Below are 19503 nucleotides of genomic sequence, written 5' to 3'. Positions count from 1 at the left end.
CTTAGCCCGCCTTGCTGGCAGCCTGCGAGGGCAGGTTGTCCTGGATGATGCGTTGGATGTCGGCGTCGGCAGCCTTGAGCTGCTGCGCATACACGTCAGTGGAAAACACCGCGCCGTTGGCGACCTTGGTCGGCAGCACGCTGCCCTGCTGATCGTGCAGGTTCACATCGACCTTCATCGACAGGCCAATCCGCAGCGGATTGCTGGCCAGCTGCTTGGCATCCACTGCAATGCGGACCGGCACGCGCTGCACGATCTTGATCCAGTTGCCGCTTGCGTTCTGCGCCGGCAACAGCGAAAACGCGCTGCCGGTCCCCAGGCCCAGGCTCTCGATGCGACCGGTGTAATCCACGCCACCGCCGTACAGATCAGAATGCAGTTCCACCTCCTGGCCCAGGCGCATGTGCTTGAGCTGGGTTTCCTTGAAATTGGCTTCCACCCACACCTGCTCCAGCGGCACCACCGCCATCAACACCCTGCCCGGCTGCACACGCTGACCAACCTGCGCCGAGCGCCGTGCGACATACCCGGACACCGGCGCCACCACGCCGGTGCGCGCATGGTTCAAATACGCCTGACGCAGTTGTGCGGCGGCGGTCTGCACGTCCGGCTGGTTGGCCACCGCGCTGTCGTCCACCAATGCACGGTTACGCTCCAGGCTCTCGCGCGAGCCGCTCACGGCCGCTTCGGCGGCGGCCAGTTCGTCGCGGGCATGCGCCAGTTCTTCGTTGGAGATGGCGCCAGTGGCGGCCAGATCCTTGCGCCGTGCAAAGTCCGAGCGCGCACTGCGCAGCGTGACTTGACGTGCGGACAACTCGGCTTGCGCACCTTCCACGGTGCGATACAGACCGCGCACCTGACGCACGGTCTTGGCCAGGTTGGCTTCGGCCTGCTGCAAGGCGACCTCGGTATCGGCCGGATCCAGCTGCACCAGCAACTGGCCGCGCTCCACACGCATGCCGTCTTCGGCGCCGATGCTGACCACGGTACCGCCCACCATCGGGGTGATCTGCACCTGGTTGCCCTGCACATACGCGTCGTCGGTGTCTTCGTGCCAACGGCCGACCAGCAAGTACCACACCACCAGGCCGATGATCGCCAGGATCACCACGATGGCCACGATACGCAGCGCAGCGCGGCGCTTGCTGGGCGCAGCCGGTGCGGGTTGAGGAGAAGTTGAAGTCGTCTGGCTCATCGTCGATGTCTCAGGAATTCGGTTGTGCGGAAGTGGGCGCGGTGTGGGCGGTGTCGCTTGCGGGCTGCGGCGTGAATCCGCCGCCCAGCGCACGCTGCAACCTCACCGAGGCCAGAAGTTGTTGCGACTGCAGCCCGGCCATGCGTTGGCGTGCGACGAGCAACTGCTCCTGCACGCTGAGCACGTCCAGATAGCTGCCGATGCCGGCGCGGTAACGCTGCTGGGCCAGCTCGAAGGCGGCCGTGGCGGTCTGCACGGCATCGTTCTGCGCTTGCGCGCGTTGCTCCAGCGAACGCACGGCGGAGACCTGGTCGGCCACTTCGCGCAGCGAAGCGATCACTTTCTGGTTGTAGTCGGCCACGGCCAGGTCGTATTGCGCATCGCTGCCGGCCAGGTTGGCGCGCAGCTTGCCGCCGTCGAAGATCGGCAGGCTGAGCGCCGGCGCAACCAGACCGAACACCGAGCCGCTTTCCAGCAGCTTGCCCACATCCGGGTTGATCACACCGCCCAATGCGGTGAGGTTGAGGCTGGGATAGAAGCGGGTCTTGGCGACTGCGATGTCCTTGTCGGCCGCCTCCACGCGCCAACGCGCCGCCACCACGTCCGGGCGACGACCCAGCAGGTCGGCCGGCAGCATGCTCGGCAACTGCGTGGCGATGCCCGCAGCGAGTGCAGGACGGGCGATGTCCAGACCGCGATCCGGGCCCTGCCCGAGCAAGGCTGCCAATGCGGTGCGGGCCTCGTCGATCTGCTGCTGCGCCGATTGCAGCTGCTGCTGCGCGGCCGGCACCCGCGCTTGCGCCTGGCGCACCTGCAATTCGCTGTCGATGCCGGCGCTGCGGCGTTGCCGGGTCAGCTCCAGGGTCTTCTGCGCACGGCTCAATTCGTCATTGGCCAGGTCGTGCAGGCTCCACGCGTACGCGAGCTGCGCATAGCCTTCGGCAATCGCCGACGACAGGTTCAATCGTGCCGCCTGCGCATCCACTTCGGCCGCATGCGCCTGGTCCACTGCCGCTTCCCACGCGCTGCGCTTGCCGCCCCACAGATCGATGCCGTAGCGGAAATCCAGCACGACCTGCGCGCTGCCGCCGTAGCTGCCGCCGAGCTCTTCGCCGACCATGGATTCAGGCAGTTGCAGGCCGGTGTAGCCGCCGGACACCGAGAGGCTGGGGCCGCGTTCGGCCTGTGCACTGCCGATACGCGCCTGCGCCTGCTGCAGGCGCGCATCCGCCGCAGCGAGGCTGGGGCTGTGCTGCAGGCCTTCGGCGATCAGCGCGTCCAGCTGCGCATCGCCCAGCGCGCGCCACCAGTCGCTGGCCGGCCACGCGGCCGGACTCAGCGCGGTTTGCTGCGCCAGGGTGCGCTCTGCATGCAGCGTGCCGGGATCCAGCACGGCGCCCTGCGGATTCAGGCCACGGCTGCTGGCGCAGGCGGCCAACGCCAGTGCCAGGGCGGTGATAACGAGCGGCCGCGCCAGGCGCATCGAGCGCGGGCGCAGCATCTGGGTCGGGGAACTAGCAGCGTTCATGAGTTGAGTGCATCGCGGACACGGATAAGAAGTGAGGTGAGAAGTTCGCGCTCGGCCGCGGACAGGTCGCGCAGGCCGTGCTCGATGGCGCGTTCGCCGCGCAGGCGCAGCCGCTCCCAGAGCGCCACGCCCTGCTCGGTCATGACGATCTGCAGCGCGCGCCGGTCCTGCGCATGCGGCTCACGCCGCACCGCGCCCAGCGCTTCGAGCTTGTCGAGCAGGCGAGTCACCGCGCTCGGGGTCTGGTCCAGCGCCAGCGCCAGTTCGTTGGCCGTGCACGGCGAGCGCACCGCCAAGATCTTCAGGCCCACGTAGTGGCTGAAGCCGAAATCGGGCAGTTCGCCCTTCATCTCGGCATCGAGCTGGCGCATCAGCGCATCGCGCACCTGACGCAGCAACAGGCCGAACGACGGCGCGGCGGAAGACGAAACATTCATGCGGCACATTTTGTTCCGAAAAATATATTTGTCAACGCAATTATCCCGCCAGGGATCAAACTGCACGCAAGGATCGCCACCTTACGCGGCGCGTGTGCTGGCTCGGTAATACAATTCGGCCAATGAGTATCGAAAACCCGCCAACCCAGATCGACGCATTGCCGCCCGGCATACGCGCCAGTTTCGAAAAGGCCGATGGGCCGGTGCTGATCGCGTTCCTGGCCGAACTGCGCGAGGTGTGGGCGCCGGAAACCGCCTGGCACGCGCATGTCCGCGGCCAGCTGATGTACGTGGAGCATGGCGTGCTCACCGTGCATACCGAACAAGGCGCCTTATCGCTGCCACCGGGTTGCGCCGGCTGGCTGCCGCCCGGGCAGCAGCACACCGTGGAGCTGGCCGGGCCGATGCGCGGCTGGGGCGTGGTCGTGCGACCGGATGCCTGCGCCGCCCTGCCTGCGCAAGGCGGGGTGATCCGGCTGACCGGTCTGGCCCGCGAGGCCATCATGCGGGCCGCCAGTTGGCCGCTGGATCAGCCACTGGACGCCATGAGGGCGCACTTGCCCAAGGAAATCAGTTAGTTGTTGGTGCTAGCGTGGGGTCATGGAAACCCGAACCCCATCATCACTGAAATGGCTTGTCGACAAGCGCGCCCGCCTCGCTGGCCACATTGCCCAGATCCAGAGAAGGGCCGACGCTGCTCGTCAGCGTGCGGCCGATCTAGACAGCAGCGTCGAGGCGACGCGCAGGGATCTTGAAGCCCTGGACCGCATTCTTGGCCTTCACGACATCTGCGTGCCGCCGGAGGTTATCCGACCGGTACGAATGTCGAGTGAGGGTCCGCTGCTACAGCGCGGCCATATCAGCCGAAACGTCCTGGCCTGCCTGAGAGAGGCGGCGGGTGAATGGCGGTCTACGACTGAGGTCCTGCTGTTCGTCGGCTCGCAGGGCAAGGCGGTGGACGGAAATGTGCAATATGCGGAACTCAGGCTACGGGTACGCAAATGTCTGCAGGCTCACTGTTCCGCCGGAAGGATCATCCGGCGGAACAGCCCGAGCACTAACGTAGAGGGTTACTGGGCACTCGCGCCCGACGCCGATGACGGCGGGATGCCCTGATTCATTAGGATCTCAGTCCCGCGCCGTTTCCCCTGGTAGTAGCCGCGCCACCACCGCGAATGCCCCACGGTGAGGGCCTTTACCAGGAGCATTTCGACCTGTGTTCTGATTGAGAACCTACGGACGTCCTCGCGCCACGCCATTTCGTTCGCATAGTCAGCTAGGTAAGCCGGCCGCACACCGTGCGAAACCCCATACTCCCAGCGTCTGAGCCGGCTGAAGAACGACTCGGCCTGGTTCTCGTTGACACCCTCGACCGAAACGTACTCTTGGCTATGCCTGACCGCGTAGTGGGTGTGTGTCGCTGAAACGGTCGCGTAGGCGGGACTTTCGTCGGTCATGATGATTGCTTCGGGGCTGACGTAACGCGCGATCAGCTTCGCGGCATCCTTGTCGTTCTCCGATCTGGCAACGGCGGCAATGCTGCGCACAGCCCCTTCTCCCAGTCGCCCTTGCTGGCGGAAGATCATCACAACACGCTTGTTCTTCCGCTTCTCCCAGTTCGTTCGTGTCATGCCGCTGGCATGCCATGGGCGTTTGGTCGGGCGTCCGGCGATCCGATCAACAATAGCCTGATCGTTTCGGCGTCCACGACGATTTGGCTTTCGAGGCTTTCCACCGAAGTAGCCGCCATCGATTTCAACGACGCCGGTGAGCGGTGTGAAGTCCTGGGTCCGGAAGATCGCCTCTCGCAGTTTTCCGAGGGTGACGTGCGCGGCCTTGTTTGAGTAGTCGCCCATCCGGCTCAATCCAAGGCCTGCCAACCCCTTCACCCCTGTGGCGTAATAGAAGGTCGCCAGGAGAATGCTGCGCAGGGACTTCTTCCTGCTGGAAAAGGCGGTGGCCGACGTTACCGAGAAATCCCGGCCGCACTCCTTGCATCGCCATTGCTGGCGCGCGGGCCGCCGGTAGTGCTGGGCCCACGCACCGCAGGCTGGGCATGCCTGGTGGGAGTTACTGCCCCAGCGCAGGCGGGCGAACATGGCATGGATCTCATCGTCCGACATGCCGTAGATCGAGTGGATGGAAAAATCGCGGTAAGCCGCGCTCCTGAGGTAGTGCTGAGTCATAGAATCTGTCCGGAAGTGCCGGGCCGGGGGCGAGCGTTGCCCTCCGCGGCCGCGGCATTGCTAGGGTCCGGGCAAGCCCCTCCCATTCACGCCCTGGGGGCGTGTTGACAATGGATTTGGGAGGGGGGCACTATGGCTGCGCAGGATCTCAATCTGCGTGCCACAAGAAGCCTAGTTCCCCTGCCAGGGTCCTAGGCTTTGTGCTTTCTGCCCTACTGGTTTTCGGTACTACTGGTTGACGGGTACGTCGATAGGGGCCTCCTGGGGAGCCGAAGTGGTGTCGGAAGCGAGGTCTTCGAGGTAGACGGCGACCGCTCTGGCGGTGGCATACAGCCCCCGACGACCGGGGAGCTGCTGCATTGGGATGGTCAGGGCGCCCCTGATCCGCGCCTTGCGCACAGCCTGCGGCGTGCGATAGCGCAGGAGCTGCGCAATATCAGACGTGCTGAGGAGTCCGCCGAACTGCGCCGTGAGCTGGAGTTCGCGGAGGGTCGTGGTGTCGGGAGATTCCATTTGCATGCCAGGTCACTCTGTACCGTGTGGGTTCGAGTATCGGCTGAAATCGTTGGCGCGCGGCGGGTCAACTTGGCCCGCAAAAAACGCCCTAAACTGAGCGTGTGCAGAATTTTGTGTAACCGTGGTTTGGGTTACCGCTGAGGAAGTCGCCCCTCGAACTGGATCGTAAAGCGGTTCAGCGCAGCCTTCCAGTCGCGGATCGGCAGCGTCCATTTCTTGGTGATGTTGCGCAGAGCCAGGTAGAACAGTTTCATCAAGGCTTCGTCGCTGGGGAACGCGCCGCGGTTCTTGGTCAGCTTGCGCAGGCTCATGTTGACCGACTCGATGGCGTTGGTCGTATAGATCACCTTGCGGATCTCCGGTGGGTAGTCGAAGAACGGGATCAGTCGTGACCAATTGCGCCGCCATGACTGGCTGATGGGCGGGTACTGGGCGTCCCACTTGGCCTCGAACTCGGTCAGTGCCTGCTCGGCCTCCTCGACGGTGGCGCAGGCGTAAATGCGCTTGAGATCGGCGGCAACCTCGGCGCGGCGTTTCCACGAGACGTAGTTCAGGCTGTGCCGCACCATGTGCACGATGCACAGCTGCACGGTGGTCTGCGGGAACACCGCCTCGATCGCCTCGGGAAACCCCTTCAGGCCATCGACGCAGGCAATGAAGATGTCCTGCACCCCGCGGTTGCGTAGCTCCGTCACGACTTGCAGCCAAAACTTGGCACCCTCGGCCTGCGCCAGCCATAGGCCCAGCACTTCCTTCTCGCCGCCCATGGTGATGCCGATGGCCAGGTACACCGCCTTGACCCGCACCGCGCCCTCGCGCACTTTGACGTGGATGCAGTCCAGATAGACGATCGGATAGACCGGATCCAGTGGCCGCGCCTGCCACGCCTTGACCTCCTCGACGACCGCATCGGTGACTGAGGAAATCAGACTCGGCGACACCTCGGTGCCGTACATCTCCTCCAGGTGCGACTGGATCTCGCGCACGGTCATGCCGCGCGCGTACAACGACAAGATCTTGTCATCGAAGCCGGCCCAGCGGGTCTGGTGCTTGGGGATCAGCTGTGGCGCGAAGCTGCCGTGGCGATCACGCGGAATCTCGATCGGCAGCTCGCCGAACTCGCCCTTGAGCGTCTTGCGGCTGCGTCCGTTGCGCGTGTTGCCGGCCGCGTTGGCGACCGGCTCATGCTTGTCATGACCGAGGTGTTCGGTCATCTCCGCGTCCAGCGCCCGCTCCACCAACCGCTTGGTCAGCTGCTTGAGCAGGCCGTTCTCGCCGATCAGATCCTCGGGTTTGGTGTAGTTGACCAACAGGCTGCTAAGCAGCTCGTCGGGTACCTCATGTGTGCGTGGGCTCATGGTGTCTCCGGGTTAGGTGGCAGTCTCCTGCCTGTGGCCCGGTTACACAAAATCTAGGACACGCCCGGTACTGCCTGGGTATTCGATTTGGCCCTCTTTCAACTGCTGTCCAACGAGCCTCCGGCGCGCTCACTCCTCATGGCCCTTACTGCCAATTTCAGGCAGCCCGGACTCGTGGATGGCCACTGTTGGAGGCTCCCGCACCAAGATTGATACGCCCAGGGTTCCGTAGACACTCAAGACCCTCGTTGCGCGTAGCGCCGTTCAAACTCTACAGGGGACAGGTCACCAGTTGAACCGTGGCGGCGGTTGGGGTTGTAGAACATCTCGATGTAGTCGAATACCTCGGCGCGTGCGGCGTCCTTGGTGGGATAGATTCGTCGCCTGATCCGCTCGCGTTTGAGCAGGCCGAAGAAGCTCTCCACGGGTGCGTTGTCGTGGCAGTTGCCACGCCGACTCATGCTGCATACCAAGCCATGGGACGCCAGGAAACTCTGCCAGTCATCGCTGGTGTAGACCGACCCTTGGTCTGAGTGAACCAAGCAACCAGCATTGGGTTTGCGCCGCCACACCGCAGACAACAAGGCCTGCACGACCAACTCGGTGTCGGCCCGATCGCGCATCGCCCAGCCGACGACCTGCCTGGAAAACAGATCGATCACCACAGCCAGGTACATCCAGCCTTCGTGCGTGCGGATGAAGGTGAAATCGCTCGCCCAGGCCGTGTCCGGCTCGGTCACGTCGAACTGTCGGTCAAGCAGGTTGGCCGCCGCCTTGCACTGCATCCCTCCATGGAAGCGCGGTTTGCGACCATAGCCCACCTGGGCACGCAATCCCTCGGCGCGCATCAATCGATGCACCCGATGGCGACTGCAACGCTCACCCAGATCGCGTAGATCCTTGGCGATCTTGCGATGCCCATACACACTGCCGCTGGCCAGCCAGTGGTGCTTGATCAGCCCCAGCAGGCGTTCGTCTTCCTTGGCGCGCTCACTGTCCGGCGACTTTAGCCACGCGTAGTATCCAGCCCGGTTCACCCGCAACACCCGGCACATCGCACACACCCTGAACTCCCCGCAGTGGGCTTGCATGAAGGCGTACTTTGCCTTTACCCCTTGGCAAAGTACGCGGCGGCCTTTTTTAGGATGTCGCGCTCCTCGGTCACTCGACGCAACTCTGCCTTCAGCCGCCGAACCTCGGCGCTCTGGTCCACCTCGGCGCGCTGTACCACGCCGGGCTTGCCGAACTTGCGCAGCCAGGCGTACAGGCTGTGCGTCGTGACACCCAGCCGCTCGGCGACGTCTGCCACCTTGAACCCACGATCCGTCACTTGCCGGACCGCCTCGATCTTGAACTCATCCGTATACCGCTTGCTGCTCATAGACATCTCCGAATCGACTATTTTCCATGGCCATGAGATGTCTAGGAAACCCTGGGCGTATCACTCACCGCAGTGAAGGAAGCCATCAGAATATTGCGTTTGACGGTATATTTTATACCTTTCGCTCCTTTAGTAAGCTCAAGAGGAGCAAGGTGTAAAATGTAGGCCTGCAATCTGAAGAAGCTTTTTTAAAATCGCAAGTAGTAACAAATCTTCGCAAATATGCTCTGGGCACACTATTGGAGCTGAGAGAATCTGGCCGTAAGTGGATGAAAGCGACGAGCTATAGGGGCGCTGGGCTCTACTTTTGCAGTGGTGATATTTCTAGTTTATTTAGCTGTATTTTTGGCTGTTGGCAATGTTATTTCCATGAAAATTTTAATTTTAATTTTATCTTGATCTGCATATGCAAGGCTGTAATATTATTTCATAATTCAAAAGGGGTTTTTATGGGAATTCTAAAAAGATCTCACGTTGAATTTAGCGTGGGAAGGTTTGCCGCAGGTCTTATTTTGATTGCTTCGTTTACGGGAGCTGACTTCGCTTCAGCTGCTGAGCGAAACCTTGGAACTAGACCAGTTGGTGTCCCTGCCGATTACGTGGTAACACCTTTCGGTTATTTTTCTCCTGCTTGCGTCCAGCATGTCCATGAGGGGGATCAAATCACGAGCGATGGCGCAATCCAACGCGTCACCGGCTCGTTAGAGCAACGGAAAACATGTAATCAGGATAACTTTACGCGTGATGGTATTCGCGTTAGGCCTGATGGACTAACGTTGGAGGGTAAGCTTGCTCGAACAAGTGATAGAGCTTCGCCGTCAAAAATCAAGTCAGTCCCCCCGCCGGCCATTTCGCATGACTATCTAGCCGACGGAAGCTACATCACCTCTACACCGATTGGGAGAATCGTCGCTAGTTGGAAGGTTCCGCCGAATCCAAGAACTCGATCAAAGCAAACAATCTATTTTTTTCCTGGGATGCAAGGCGATACAATTCTGCAGCCGGTATTAGGGTATCGAGGTGAATCCAACACTTGGGACCTCAGTAGCTGGAATTGTTGCAAAGACGGGACAGTGTGGACTAGTGACTATATTCCTGCGAAGTCAGGTGATCAAATTGTAGGCGACACTTATTCCACCTGTGCGGCCGGTGTAGCTTGTAACAAGTGGAATATCGATACGAAAAATATCACCACCGGGCGTAGTGTAAGGCTAACAACTGCACCTTACGGAAACCCGAATTTGATCTTCGGGGGGGCACTTGAGGTGTACGATGTTGCTAGCTGTAATGAGTTTCCGGACGGCGGGTTGTTAACATTTAGCAACATTGCTGTCTATGACCGAAATATGATTCGCGTTTCATCCCCGCCATGGGATAGCAATGGGCCAGACGCTGGAGGCCTAACTCCGCAATGTAATTATGGTGCACAGACGACGGATACTTCAGTTACCGTATTTTATTGATTATAAAATCATCTTGCCGGGAATTATCTCTGCAAGATGATTTTTATAAATTTTTTTGGCGGAGAGGTGGGTTAGAGTAGTGTGTTAGGGGTTCCCGTTCGAGGCGCAGTGGAACGGGAAGTGTGGTTAAGCTGTCAGCTTCCCGTAAAATTGATCCAGTCATAGGTAGAGGTCTCCGGGCACACTAGCCCCCAAAGAGACCAATGATGCGCAAAAGCAAGTTCACCAAAAGCCAGATCTTGGCCAAGCTGAGACAGGTCGAGGGTGGCCGCCAGGTCAAGGATGTGTGCCGTGAGCTAGGTATTTCCGATGCGACTTACTACGTCTGGAAGTCCAAATACGGCGGCATGAAAGGCTTCCGACGTGCAGCGGCTGCGTGATGTTGAAGCCGAATCCGCCAAACTCAAGCGGATATTGCCGAGTTGGCGATGGAGCGGCTTATGCCGTATAGACGCCCCTCCTATGGCGACACACCCGCCGCCCCAACGACGAGGGGCAAGTGCGCCATCATGGCGCCACTGGATACCGCCCAACAACGCCTGGCTGCGGTGCTGCTGGACGAGCTATGCCAGGTGCAGATCGACCACCTGCACCTGCCGATGCCGGCCGACCGCCGGCTGCTGCGGATCGCCCGCCAGTTGCTCGACACGCCCGCCGACCCGCGCCCGCTGGACGCCTGGGCCGACTGGGGCGGATTGTCGCCGCGCAGCTTGAGCCGGCATTTTCGCGACGAGACCGGCCTGAGCTTTGCGCAGTGGCGGCAGCAGGCCCGCCTGACCGAAGGCCTGCGGCGGCTCAGCCAGGGCCATGCGGTGGCGCAGGTGGCCGACCAGCTTGGCTACAGCAGCCCCAGCGCCTTCGTCAGCGTGTTCCATCGCCATTTCGGCGCCCCGCCCGCCCGTTATCTGGCCGGCTCGCATGCGCGCGGCTTGGCATCCCCCGCCGCATCCGGATAATCGGCGCTCTTCGAGCCCGCGCCCCGGCGTGGGTTCCTCTTCACGCAGGACCTGGCTTTACATGACCGATCTGACCCGCCCCACCTTCCACGGCTTCGAACAGCTGCCGCTGCGCGAGTACGCCGAACGCGCCTATCTCGACTACTCGATGTACGTGGTGCTCGACCGCGCCCTGCCGTTCCTGGGCGACGGCCTGAAGCCGGTGCAGCGCCGCATCGTCTACGCGATGAGCGAGCTGGGCCTGAATGCCGCCGCCAAGCCGAAGAAATCCGCGCGTACCGTGGGCGATGTGATCGGTAAGTACCACCCGCACGGCGACAGCGCCTGCTATGAGGCGCTGGTGCTGATGGCGCAGCCGTTCTCGTACCGTTACCCGCTGATCGAAGGCCAGGGCAACTTCGGCTCCACCGACGACCCCAAGTCGTTCGCCGCGATGCGCTATACCGAGTCCAAGCTGACCCCGATCGCCGAAGTGCTGCTCGGCGAGCTTGGCCAGGGCACGACCGACTGGGCGCCCAACTTCGACGGCACCCTGGAAGAACCCACCTGGTTGCCGGCGCGCCTGCCGCATCTGCTGCTCAACGGCACCACCGGCATTGCGGTGGGCATGGCCACCGACGTGCCGCCGCATAATCTCAACGAGATCGTCAGCGCATTGCTGCGGCTGCTCGATGATCCCGATGCCAGCGTCGCCGACCTGTGCGAGCACGTGCTGGGCCCGGATTACCCGACCACCGCCGAGATCATCACGCCGGCTGCGGACCTGCGGAACATCTACGAAACCGGTCACGGCAGCGTGCGTGCGCGCGCCACCTACAAGAAAGAGCACGCCAACATCGTCATCGATGCGCTGCCCTACCAGGTCTCCCCGTCCAAGGTGATCGAGCAGATCGCCCAGCAGATGCGTGCCAAGAAGCTGCCGTGGCTGGAAGACATCCGCGACGAATCCGACCACACCAGCCCGGTGCGGGTGGTGCTGGTGCCGCGCTCCAATCGCGTGGATGCCGAACAGTTGATGGGCCATTTGTTCGTCACCACCGACCTTGAGCGCAGCTACCGCGTCAACCTCAACGTGATCGGCCTGGATGGCCGCCCGCAGGTCAAGAACCTCAAGCACCTGCTGAGCGAATGGCTGAGCTTCCGCAGCGATACGGTGACCCGCCGCCTCAACCACCGCCTGCAGAAGGTCGAGCGTCGCCTGCACCTGTTGGAAGGCTTGTTGATCGCCTTCCTCAACCTGGACGAAGTGATCCGCATCGTCCGCAGCGAAGACGAACCCAAGCCGGTGCTGATCTCGCGCTTCGCGCTGAGCGAAGAACAGGCCGAATACATTCTGGAAACCAAGTTGCGCCAACTGGCGCGCCTGGAAGAAATGAAGATCCGCGGCGAACAGGAAGCGCTCGCCAAGGAACGCGCGCAGATCATGGCGATCCTGGAAAGCAAGACCAAGTTGAAGAAGCTGATCAAGGACGAACTGACTGCCGACGCCAAGAAGTTCGGCGATGCGCGTCGTTCGCCGCTGGTGCAGCGCGGCGCCGCGCAGGCGATCGACGAAACCGAAATGGTGGCCAGCGAACCGATGACCGTGGTGCTGTCGCAAAAGGGCTGGGTCCGCGCGGCCAAGGGGCACGAAGTCGACCCGGCCGGCATGTCCTACCGCGATGGCGATGGCCTGCTGGCGGCGGTCCGCAGCCGCAGCACGCACCAGGTGGCGTTCCTGGATTCGGACGGCCGCGCCTATTCCACCGCCGTGCACACCCTGCCCTCGGCGCGTGGTAACGGCGAGCCGCTGACCGGGCGGTTCTCGCCGGCGTCTGGCGCGGCGTTCCAGGTCATGGCCAGTGCCGACAACGCCACCCGCTTCGTGCTGGCGTCGTCGCACGGCTACGGCTTCGTCACCCGTTTCGAAAACCTCACCGGCCGCAACAAGGCCGGCAAGGCCATGCTCAACCTGACCACCGGATCGCATGTGCTGACGCCGGCCCAGGTCAGCAACCCGCAAACCGATCGCATCGTCGCGGTGACCAGCGCCGGCAATCTGCTCGCGGTACCGGCCACCGACGTGCCCGAGCTGGACAAGGGCAAAGGCAACAAGATCATCGAGATCCCCAAGGCCAAGCTCGGCACCGAACGGGTGGTGGCCGTGGTGGCGGTCGCCCCGGGCAACACGCTGCTGGTACGCAGCGGCGCACGCACCATGAGCCTGTCGTTCAAGGACCTGGACACGTATGTGGGCGCGCGTGCGAGCCGTGGATCGTTGTTGCCAAGAGGGTGGCAGAAGGTGGATGGACTGGAGGTGCAGTGACGGTGATTCACTTGTCTGGCGCGCGGCGGCGCGACTGACATTGCTATCGCCTCAGGCTGCTGAGGCGCGGCAGAAGGTGGATGGACTGGAGGTGCAGTGACGGTGATTCACTCGTCTGGCGCGCCGCGGCGCGACTAGCATTGCGGTCACCTCAAGCTGCTGAGGCGCGGCAAAAGTTCGAGGGACTGGAAGTGCAGTAACGGTGGTTCAATCACCCGGCGCGCAGCGGCGCGGCTGACACTGCGGTCGCCTCAGGCTGCTGGGGCGTGTCCTAGAGAGCTGGAACTATCTTGGCCACGGCATCATGGTCGACACGGACTTTTGTGGCCTGGTTCATTACGATCAGGCCTGCGCCGATGCAGAGGGACTGCTGCTCATCGCGCGTCTACCAGTCAGTTGAATCACCCCGTCACGCGATTTGATTGCGGCAAGTGCTGTAGCGTCTGAACTGACGCAGCTAACATAGTTCCGTGGCCCCTCCCAGCATGCAACCACGCAGCCGGCGATCTGATCGATGCGCCTGGCCGCAAAACCAACTCCATCACCCGCAACACTGAGCCCCCTGCCGCGCGGCGCACACTGGCGCGTTTTATCTTAAGCGCGGTACCACACCGGGCTGCACCAACACGACGAGACCATGGATACAGACTTCTGGCTGCAACGCTGGCACGACGGACAGACAGGCTTTCATCAGGACGAGGTCATGCCGCTGCTGCAGAAGCACTGGCCCGCACTGCAGCTGCCACATGCGGCACGCGTGCTGGTACCGCTGTGCGGCAAGACGCTGGACATGCACTGGCTGGCTGCGCAAGGCCATCGTGTCCTGGGCGTGGAGCTGTCGCCGCTGGCCGTGACGCAATTCTTCGCCGAAGCGGGCCTGCAGCCGCAGCGCCACACCAGCAGCGCCGGCGAGCATTTCATCGCCGGCCCCATCGAGATCATCTGTGGCGACGCGTTCGCACTCGATCGCAGCGTGCTGGCCGATTGCATGGCGGTGTATGACCGTGCAGCACTGGTGGCATTGCCTGCCGAACTGCGCCGGCAGTATCTGCACACGACCTTACGCACGCCTGCCGGCCGGTTGCGGTGGGCTGCTGATCACCCTGGACTATCCGCAGGCCGAAAAAGCCGGCCCACCCTTCGCGGTGGATGCCGCCGAAGTACATGCGCTGTTCGATGGGCAGTGGCAGGTGCAGCAGCTGGAACAGCGCGACATCCTCGAGCAGGAGCCACGTTTTCGCGCTGAGGGCGTCACCGCACTGACCACTGCGGTCTATCGCCTGCAACGCTGCTGAGTGCCGGCGGGGTAACGCGCGGCCCCTGTCCCGGGCCTGACGCTGCACTGGCTGGCGCTAATGCAGCAGCGACCTCGGGTTGCCGACGTTCGGGCCCAGTGCGTCGCTCAGGCGCGTGCCACGCGAAGCCAGCTACGCGCCATCGTTGACGCCCTGCGTCCCAGCGCCCGCACGGCGCTCCCGCGGTAATCCCCCCGCTTTGAGCGTTCGCCAAAAGTGGAGCTAGGCGGCCATCGCCAATTTTATTGCTGGCGTGATACCGCCGAGCGCCATGTTGGGGCGCTCATGGTTGTACGTCCATAGCCAGCGCGTGGCCTTGTCCTGAACCTGCTCGATGGTGTCGAACAACGTTGTGGCGGTAATCCCCCCACTTCTAGCGGTCGCCAGAAGTGGAGCTAAGCGGCCATCGCCAACTTCATGGCAGGCGTGATGCCGCCGAGCGCCATATTCGGACGCTCGTGGTTGTACGTCCATAGCCAGCGGGTGGCTTTGTCCTGCACCTGGTCGATGGTGTCGAACAGGGTTTGGGCGAGCCAGGCGTAGCGGATGGTGCGGTTGTAGCGTTCAACGTAGGCGTTCTGCTGTGGCTTGCCCGGCTGGATGTGCTCGACCCGGATACCATGCCGCTGCGCCCAGGACAGCAACGCGCCACTGATGTATTCAGGGCCGTTGTCGCAGCGGATCACGGCGGGCTTGCCGCGCCACTCGATGATCTGCTCCAGCGATCGGATCACACGGGCTGACGGCAGCGACAGATCCACCTCGATCCCCAGCCCCTCGCGATTGAAGTCGTCGAGCACATTGAACAGCCGGAAGCTGCGGCCGTCGGCCAACTGGTCGTGCATGAAGTCCATCGACCAGACCTGGTTGATAGCCTCCGGCACCGCCAGAGGCTCGGGCCGCTCACGCACCAGCCGCTTCCTCGGCTTGATCCGCAGGTTCAACTCCAGCTCGCGGTAGATCCGGTAGACCCGCTTGTGATTCCAGCCAAAGCCCTTCACGTTGCGCAGGTACAGGTAGCACAGGCCAAAGCCCCAGTCGCGATGGGCGGTCGTCAGGCGGACCAGCCAGTCGGCGATCCGGGCGTTCTGCTCGCTGGCCTTGGCCTGGTAGCGGAAGCAGGTCTCGCTCACCGCGAAGGCCTGGCAGGCGTGGCGGATGTTCGTACGCCCGCTCGTGACTGCCGATTGGGCCATCTCGCGTCGCTGAGATGGCCTCACCATTTTTTTGCGAGCGCTTCCTTCAGCAGGTCGGTACTGAGCTGCGCCTCGGCGTACATCTTCTTGAGCCGGCGGTTCTCCTCCTCCAGCTCCTTCATGCGCGCGACCATGGACACGTCCATGCCGCCGAACTTGCTGCGCCACTTGTAGAACGTGGCCGAGCTGATGCCGTGCTCGCGGCACAGCTCCGGCACGGGCGCACCGGCCTGGGCCTGCTTGAGCACGGCGATGATCTGGCTGTCGGTAAAGCGGGACTTCTTCATGGAACCTCCTCGAGAAAGGATACGAGAAAATTCCACTTCTGGCGTCTGCTAATGGGCGGGGGGATTACCCCGCGAAACGACCCTGTACTGATCAACCCAGGCAACTTGCCCCAGCCGGTCAACGCCTCTGCTGGGCAAGAAGAACGGCCCTGCCCAGCGCTCCCTGATGGGCAGCGCAACGCTCCGCCTCGCCGAGCGCCACACCGCGTCTGCCACGCCACTCGCCACTCAACCGGCGACGTGGCCCTTGTCGATCTTCGAGGTCTGGTACAGCTCCAGCCCGATGCGCTTGATCAGGCCAAGCTGCTGCTCCAGCCACCACGCATGATCTTCTTCGGTGTCCTGCAACTGCTTGAGCAACACATCGCGGCTGACGTAGTCGCCATGCTCTTCGCACAGCTTCATGCCGGCAGCGAGCGCAGCGCGCACTTCGTACTCGACAACCAGGTCGCGCTCGAGCATTTCGACCACGGTCTTGCCGGGGGTGAATTCGGCCGGGCGCATGTCCGGGTCGCCTTCCAGAAACAGGATGCGCCGCAACAGCGCGTCGGCGTGCTCGGTTTCCTCTTCCATCTCATGGTTGATGCGCTCATACAGCGCCATCAGGCCCTGATCCTCGTACCGGCGCGAATGCAGGAAATATTGATCGCGGGCCGCCAATTCACCGCGCAGCAGCTGCTTGAGGTAATCGACGACTTCGGGATGGCCTTTCATGGTGTGCTCCAGCGACGCAGTGCGCGCATGGTGCCCTAAGCCGCCGGGCAATGATCTAATCGGAATCACTTTCAGTTGCGCTTGCGGCCAGACCCGCCACGGTCATGTCCGCCGGCCACACTTCACCGGGGTCCAAGGAACCGACAATGCGTAAATGGCTGGGCCGGCTGCTGCTGGGAATCGTGTTGCTGGTCCTGGCGGCCAGCCTGGGGCTGTATCTGTTGATGCGCGGCAGCCTGCCGCAGTTGGACGGCGACAGCGCGCTCGGCGGCCTGGCTGCGCCGGTCAGCGTGCAGCGCGACCGGCTGGGCGTGGTCACCATCGATGCAGCAAACCAGCTCGATGCGATGCGTGCGCTCGGCTACGTGCATGCGCAGGAACGCTATTTCGAGATGGACCTGATGCGCCGCGCACCGGCCGGCGAATTGTCCGAGCTGTTTGGCGCCAAGGCCGTGGACCTGGACAAGCGCAACCGCGTGCACCGTCTGCGTGCGCGCGTGCAGGCCAGCCTGGACATCGCCACCGGCAGCCAGCGCGCCGCATTGCAAGCGTATACCGATGGCGTCAACGCAGGACTGGCGGCACTGCGCGTACGGCCCTGGCCCTATCTGCTGCTGCGCCAGACACCGCGCGCATGGACGCTGGAGGACTCCATCCTCACCGGCCTTGCGATGTACGCGGACCTGCAGGACAGCGGCAACCAGACCGAGCTGGCCGCCGCACGCATCCGTGCCGTGGTGCCGCCTGCGCTGGCGGCGCTGCTCGATCATCAGGGCTCCAGTTGGGACGCGCCATTGTTCGGACCGCCACAGGGCGACGCCCGCTTGCCGGATGCGGACGCGCTGGATCTACGCCGTCTACCGCATCCGCCTGCCGCGCCGCACGCGGAAACGCCGACGCCGGGCAGCAACAACTTCGCGGTAGACGGCAGCCTCACCGCCGACGGCCGCGCCATCGTTGCCGACGACATGCACCTGGGCCTGCGTGCGCCCAATATCTGGTTCCGCGCACGCCTGCGCTATGCAGACAGCAACGCGCCCGAGGGCAAGGTGGATGTCACCGGATTCACGCTGCCGGGTCTGCCGGCGGTGGTCGTGGGCAGCAACGGGCATGTGGCGTGGGCGTTTACCAACAGCTATATCGACACTGCGGATTTCGCGCGCATTCCTGCACCCACACCGGGTCACCCGCAAGCACTGACCACGCATGTGGAAACCATCCGCGTGGCGGGCGCAGCGCCGGTGCAGTTCGAGGTCCGCGAAGCGGCGTGGGGACCGCTGCTGCACGTCAACGCCGACGGCAGCGCGCTGGCATTGCGTTGGGCAGCGCAGTTGCCCGGTGCGATCCGGCTGGACTTCGCCCAGATGAGCACAGCGGGCGATCTGCAGGCGGCGTTCGCGGTGGCCGACCGCTCCGGCATTCCGGCGCAGAACCTGTTGCTTGCCGATCGCAGCGGACGCATCGCCTGGCGCCTGATCGGCGCGCGCCCCGCCCGCAACACCGGGTGCGGCCCGAGCGGGATTGCCGAATTGGCGACATCGACGCCCGCACCTGAGACAGCATCCGGCGCAGCTGCAGAGCTGGCTGCAGCGCCTTCGATGTCTGGCACCTGCCTGCCATGGTCGCTGCGCAGCGACGCTGCGCCGGCGTTGATCGATCCGCCATCGCACCGGCTCTGGACCGCCAACAACCGTATCGTCGATACGCAGCAACTGGCAGCGCTTGGCAACGCAGGTTACGACCTTGGCGCGCGGGCACAGCAGATTCGCGATGATCTTTTCGCAAAGCAGCGCTTCAACGAACGCGACCTGCTCGCCATCCAGCTCGACGATCGCGCCGTGCTGCTCACGCGCTGGTGGCACCTGTTGCGTAGCGTGGTCGAGCAAAGCAAAGACCCGGCACTACAACAGGTCGCATACGCCACGCGCGACTGGGATGGGCGCGCATCGACTGGCTCGGTCAGCTATCGCGTCGTGCGCGAATTTCGCAGCAAGACCATCGAGGCGGTGGAAGCCGGCCTGCTGGCGCCGGCAAAAGCCGCGCTTGGCGAGGAGTTCCTGCCGCCACGTCGTGCGCAACTGGAGGGCATCGTCTGGCCGTTGCTGCAACAGCGCCCAGCCAACCTGCTACCGCCCGCCGCCGCAAGCTGGGACCAGTTGCTCGAAGATGCTGCGCGCAGTGCGCAGTCAGACGTGACCGCCGAAGACGCCCAAACCGAACCGCGCGGCCAGCACACCTGGGGCCAGCGCAACACCGCCGCCATCTGCCACCCCATCGCGCGTGCACTGCCCGCCCTGGCCAAGCGTTGGCTCTGCATGCCGCCCGATCAACTGCCGGGCGACCGCGACATGCCGCGTGTGCAAGGCCCGGCCTTTGGCGCCTCCGAGCGCATGGTGGTCTCGCCCGGCCACGAGCAGGACGGCATCGTGCACATGCCCGGCGGCCAGAGCGGCCACCCGTTCTCGCCGTTCTGGGGCGCAGGGCACGACGATTGGGTGCATGGCAGACCCACACCGTTTTTGCCCACTGCCACCCGTTACACGCTGCACTTGCGTCCACAGTAACAGCGGGCGGCAACGCTGCTGCGCCGCGTCCAGCGCAGCAGGACGAAGACGTCAACGGCATCGCCGCTTCAAGCCCCTCTCCCCTCGGAAGAGGGTTTGGGGTGAGGGTACGCCCATCGCGC

13 protein-coding genes and 6 pseudogenes are annotated in these 19503 nt (G+C 63.4%); 8 read left to right on the top strand and 11 right to left on the bottom strand.

Translation table 11 applies throughout. The features are described from left to right. Position 1: 1 nt before the first annotated feature. Genes ACCQ00_RS07555 through ACCQ00_RS07545 form a run of 3 tightly spaced genes read right to left on the bottom strand, consistent with a single transcriptional unit; the run spans position 2 to position 3160 of the window. A complete protein-coding gene (locus ACCQ00_RS07555) occupies positions 2-1195 on the bottom strand; it encodes an HlyD family secretion protein (RefSeq protein WP_372354099.1) in 1194 nt (397 codons plus the stop codon). Between the two features lie 10 nt (positions 1196-1205). Beyond that, on the bottom strand, positions 1206-2696 hold the full coding sequence (locus ACCQ00_RS07550; protein WP_372354141.1) for an AdeC/AdeK/OprM family multidrug efflux complex outer membrane factor: 1491 nt from the start codon (positions 2694-2696) through the stop codon (positions 1206-1208). A 23-nt stretch (positions 2697-2719) separates the two neighbouring features. Then, positions 2720-3160, bottom strand: a complete 441-nt coding sequence (locus ACCQ00_RS07545) for a MarR family winged helix-turn-helix transcriptional regulator (RefSeq protein ID WP_017155712.1) — start codon at positions 3158-3160, stop codon at positions 2720-2722. 122 nt (positions 3161-3282) lie between these two features. Between ACCQ00_RS07545 and ACCQ00_RS07540 the strand changes: the two are divergent. Together ACCQ00_RS07540 and ACCQ00_RS07535 are read left to right on the top strand one after the other, a co-directional pair. Beyond that, positions 3283-3720, top strand: a pseudogene (locus ACCQ00_RS07540) (AraC family ligand binding domain-containing protein); the annotation flags it as partial. Positions 3721-3760: 40 nt separating this feature from the next. After that, positions 3761-4276, top strand: a complete 516-nt coding sequence (locus ACCQ00_RS07535) for a hypothetical protein (protein WP_007969295.1) — start codon at positions 3761-3763, stop codon at positions 4274-4276. Here the strand turns inward: ACCQ00_RS07535 and ACCQ00_RS07530 are convergent. The 5 genes and pseudogenes from ACCQ00_RS07530 to ACCQ00_RS07510 all read right to left on the bottom strand — a co-directional run. After that, positions 4231-5346 carry an IS1595 family transposase gene (locus tag ACCQ00_RS07530; RefSeq protein ID WP_039569575.1) on the bottom strand — a complete coding sequence of 372 codons (1116 nt, stop codon included), beginning with the start codon at positions 5344-5346 and terminating at the stop codon, positions 4231-4233. The genes ACCQ00_RS07535 and ACCQ00_RS07530 overlap by 46 nt on opposite strands. 228 nt (positions 5347-5574) lie before the next feature. After that, positions 5575-5859 carry a rhodanese-like domain-containing protein gene (locus ACCQ00_RS07525; protein ID WP_226982450.1) on the bottom strand — a complete coding sequence of 95 codons (285 nt, stop codon included), beginning with the start codon at positions 5857-5859 and terminating at the stop codon, positions 5575-5577. Positions 5860-5993: 134 nt separating this feature from the next. Further along, on the bottom strand, positions 5994-7220 hold the full coding sequence (locus ACCQ00_RS07520; protein WP_011345585.1) for an IS256-like element ISXax1 family transposase: 1227 nt from the start codon (positions 7218-7220) through the stop codon (positions 5994-5996). Positions 7221-7456: 236 nt separating this feature from the next. Then, positions 7457-8479 carry an IS3 family transposase gene (locus ACCQ00_RS07515; RefSeq protein WP_236493351.1) on the bottom strand — a complete coding sequence of 341 codons (1023 nt, stop codon included), beginning with the start codon at positions 8477-8479 and terminating at the stop codon, positions 7457-7459. Beyond that, positions 8452-8601: pseudogene (locus tag ACCQ00_RS07510) on the bottom strand (transposase); the annotation flags it as partial. The pseudogene ACCQ00_RS07510 and the gene ACCQ00_RS07515, both read right to left, overlap by 28 nt. A 269-nt stretch (positions 8602-8870) precedes the next feature. On the opposite strand from ACCQ00_RS07510, the gene ACCQ00_RS07505 reads away from it, so the two are divergent. From ACCQ00_RS07505 to ACCQ00_RS07485, 5 genes and pseudogenes are all read left to right on the top strand, one after another. Continuing rightward, a complete protein-coding gene (locus ACCQ00_RS07505) occupies positions 8871-10064 on the top strand; it encodes a hypothetical protein (RefSeq protein ID WP_236493385.1) in 1194 nt (397 codons plus the stop codon). A gap of 206 nt (positions 10065-10270) precedes the next feature. Further along, positions 10271-10498: pseudogene (locus tag ACCQ00_RS07500) on the top strand (transposase); the annotation flags it as partial. An 81-nt stretch (positions 10499-10579) separates the two neighbouring features. Beyond that, a pseudogene (locus tag ACCQ00_RS07495) lies at positions 10580-11020 on the top strand (helix-turn-helix transcriptional regulator); the annotation flags it as partial. A gap of 61 nt (positions 11021-11081) precedes the next feature. Next, positions 11082-13325 (top strand): DNA topoisomerase IV subunit A, encoded by a 2244-nt coding sequence (gene parC, locus ACCQ00_RS07490; RefSeq protein WP_015472346.1) that lies wholly within the window; start codon positions 11082-11084, stop codon positions 13323-13325. 637 nt (positions 13326-13962) lie between these two features. Next, positions 13963-14620 (top strand): annotated as a pseudogene (locus ACCQ00_RS07485) (thiopurine S-methyltransferase). Positions 14621-14842: 222 nt separating this feature from the next. Here the strand turns inward: ACCQ00_RS07485 and ACCQ00_RS07480 are convergent. The 3 genes and pseudogenes from ACCQ00_RS07480 to bfr form a co-directional block, all read right to left on the bottom strand. Beyond that, positions 14843-14968, bottom strand: a pseudogene (locus ACCQ00_RS07480) (integrase core domain-containing protein); the annotation flags it as partial. Positions 14969-15015: 47 nt separating this feature from the next. Next, positions 15016-16103 (bottom strand): IS3-like element ISXac2 family transposase gene (locus ACCQ00_RS07475; protein WP_087944778.1). Its coding sequence is split into 2 segments (ribosomal slippage): positions 15016-15851 and positions 15851-16103, totalling 1089 coding nucleotides; the frame shifts between segments, so codons are not numbered across the junction. 228 nt (positions 16104-16331) lie between these two features. Continuing rightward, positions 16332-16817 (bottom strand): bacterioferritin, encoded by a 486-nt coding sequence (bfr, locus tag ACCQ00_RS07470; protein WP_003485327.1) that lies wholly within the window; start codon positions 16815-16817, stop codon positions 16332-16334. A gap of 146 nt (positions 16818-16963) precedes the next feature. Between bfr and ACCQ00_RS07465 the strand changes: the two genes are divergently transcribed. Then, positions 16964-19381, top strand: a complete 2418-nt coding sequence (locus tag ACCQ00_RS07465; protein ID WP_039574219.1) for a penicillin acylase family protein — start codon at positions 16964-16966, stop codon at positions 19379-19381. Positions 19382-19503: the final 122 nt, after the last annotated feature.

It is taken from the genome of Xanthomonas sp. NCPPB 3761 (assembly GCF_041475705.2).
Taxonomy (GTDB): domain Bacteria; phylum Pseudomonadota; class Gammaproteobacteria; order Xanthomonadales; family Xanthomonadaceae; genus Xanthomonas; species Xanthomonas phaseoli.
This window is presented reverse-complemented; position numbering and strand designations above follow the sequence as displayed.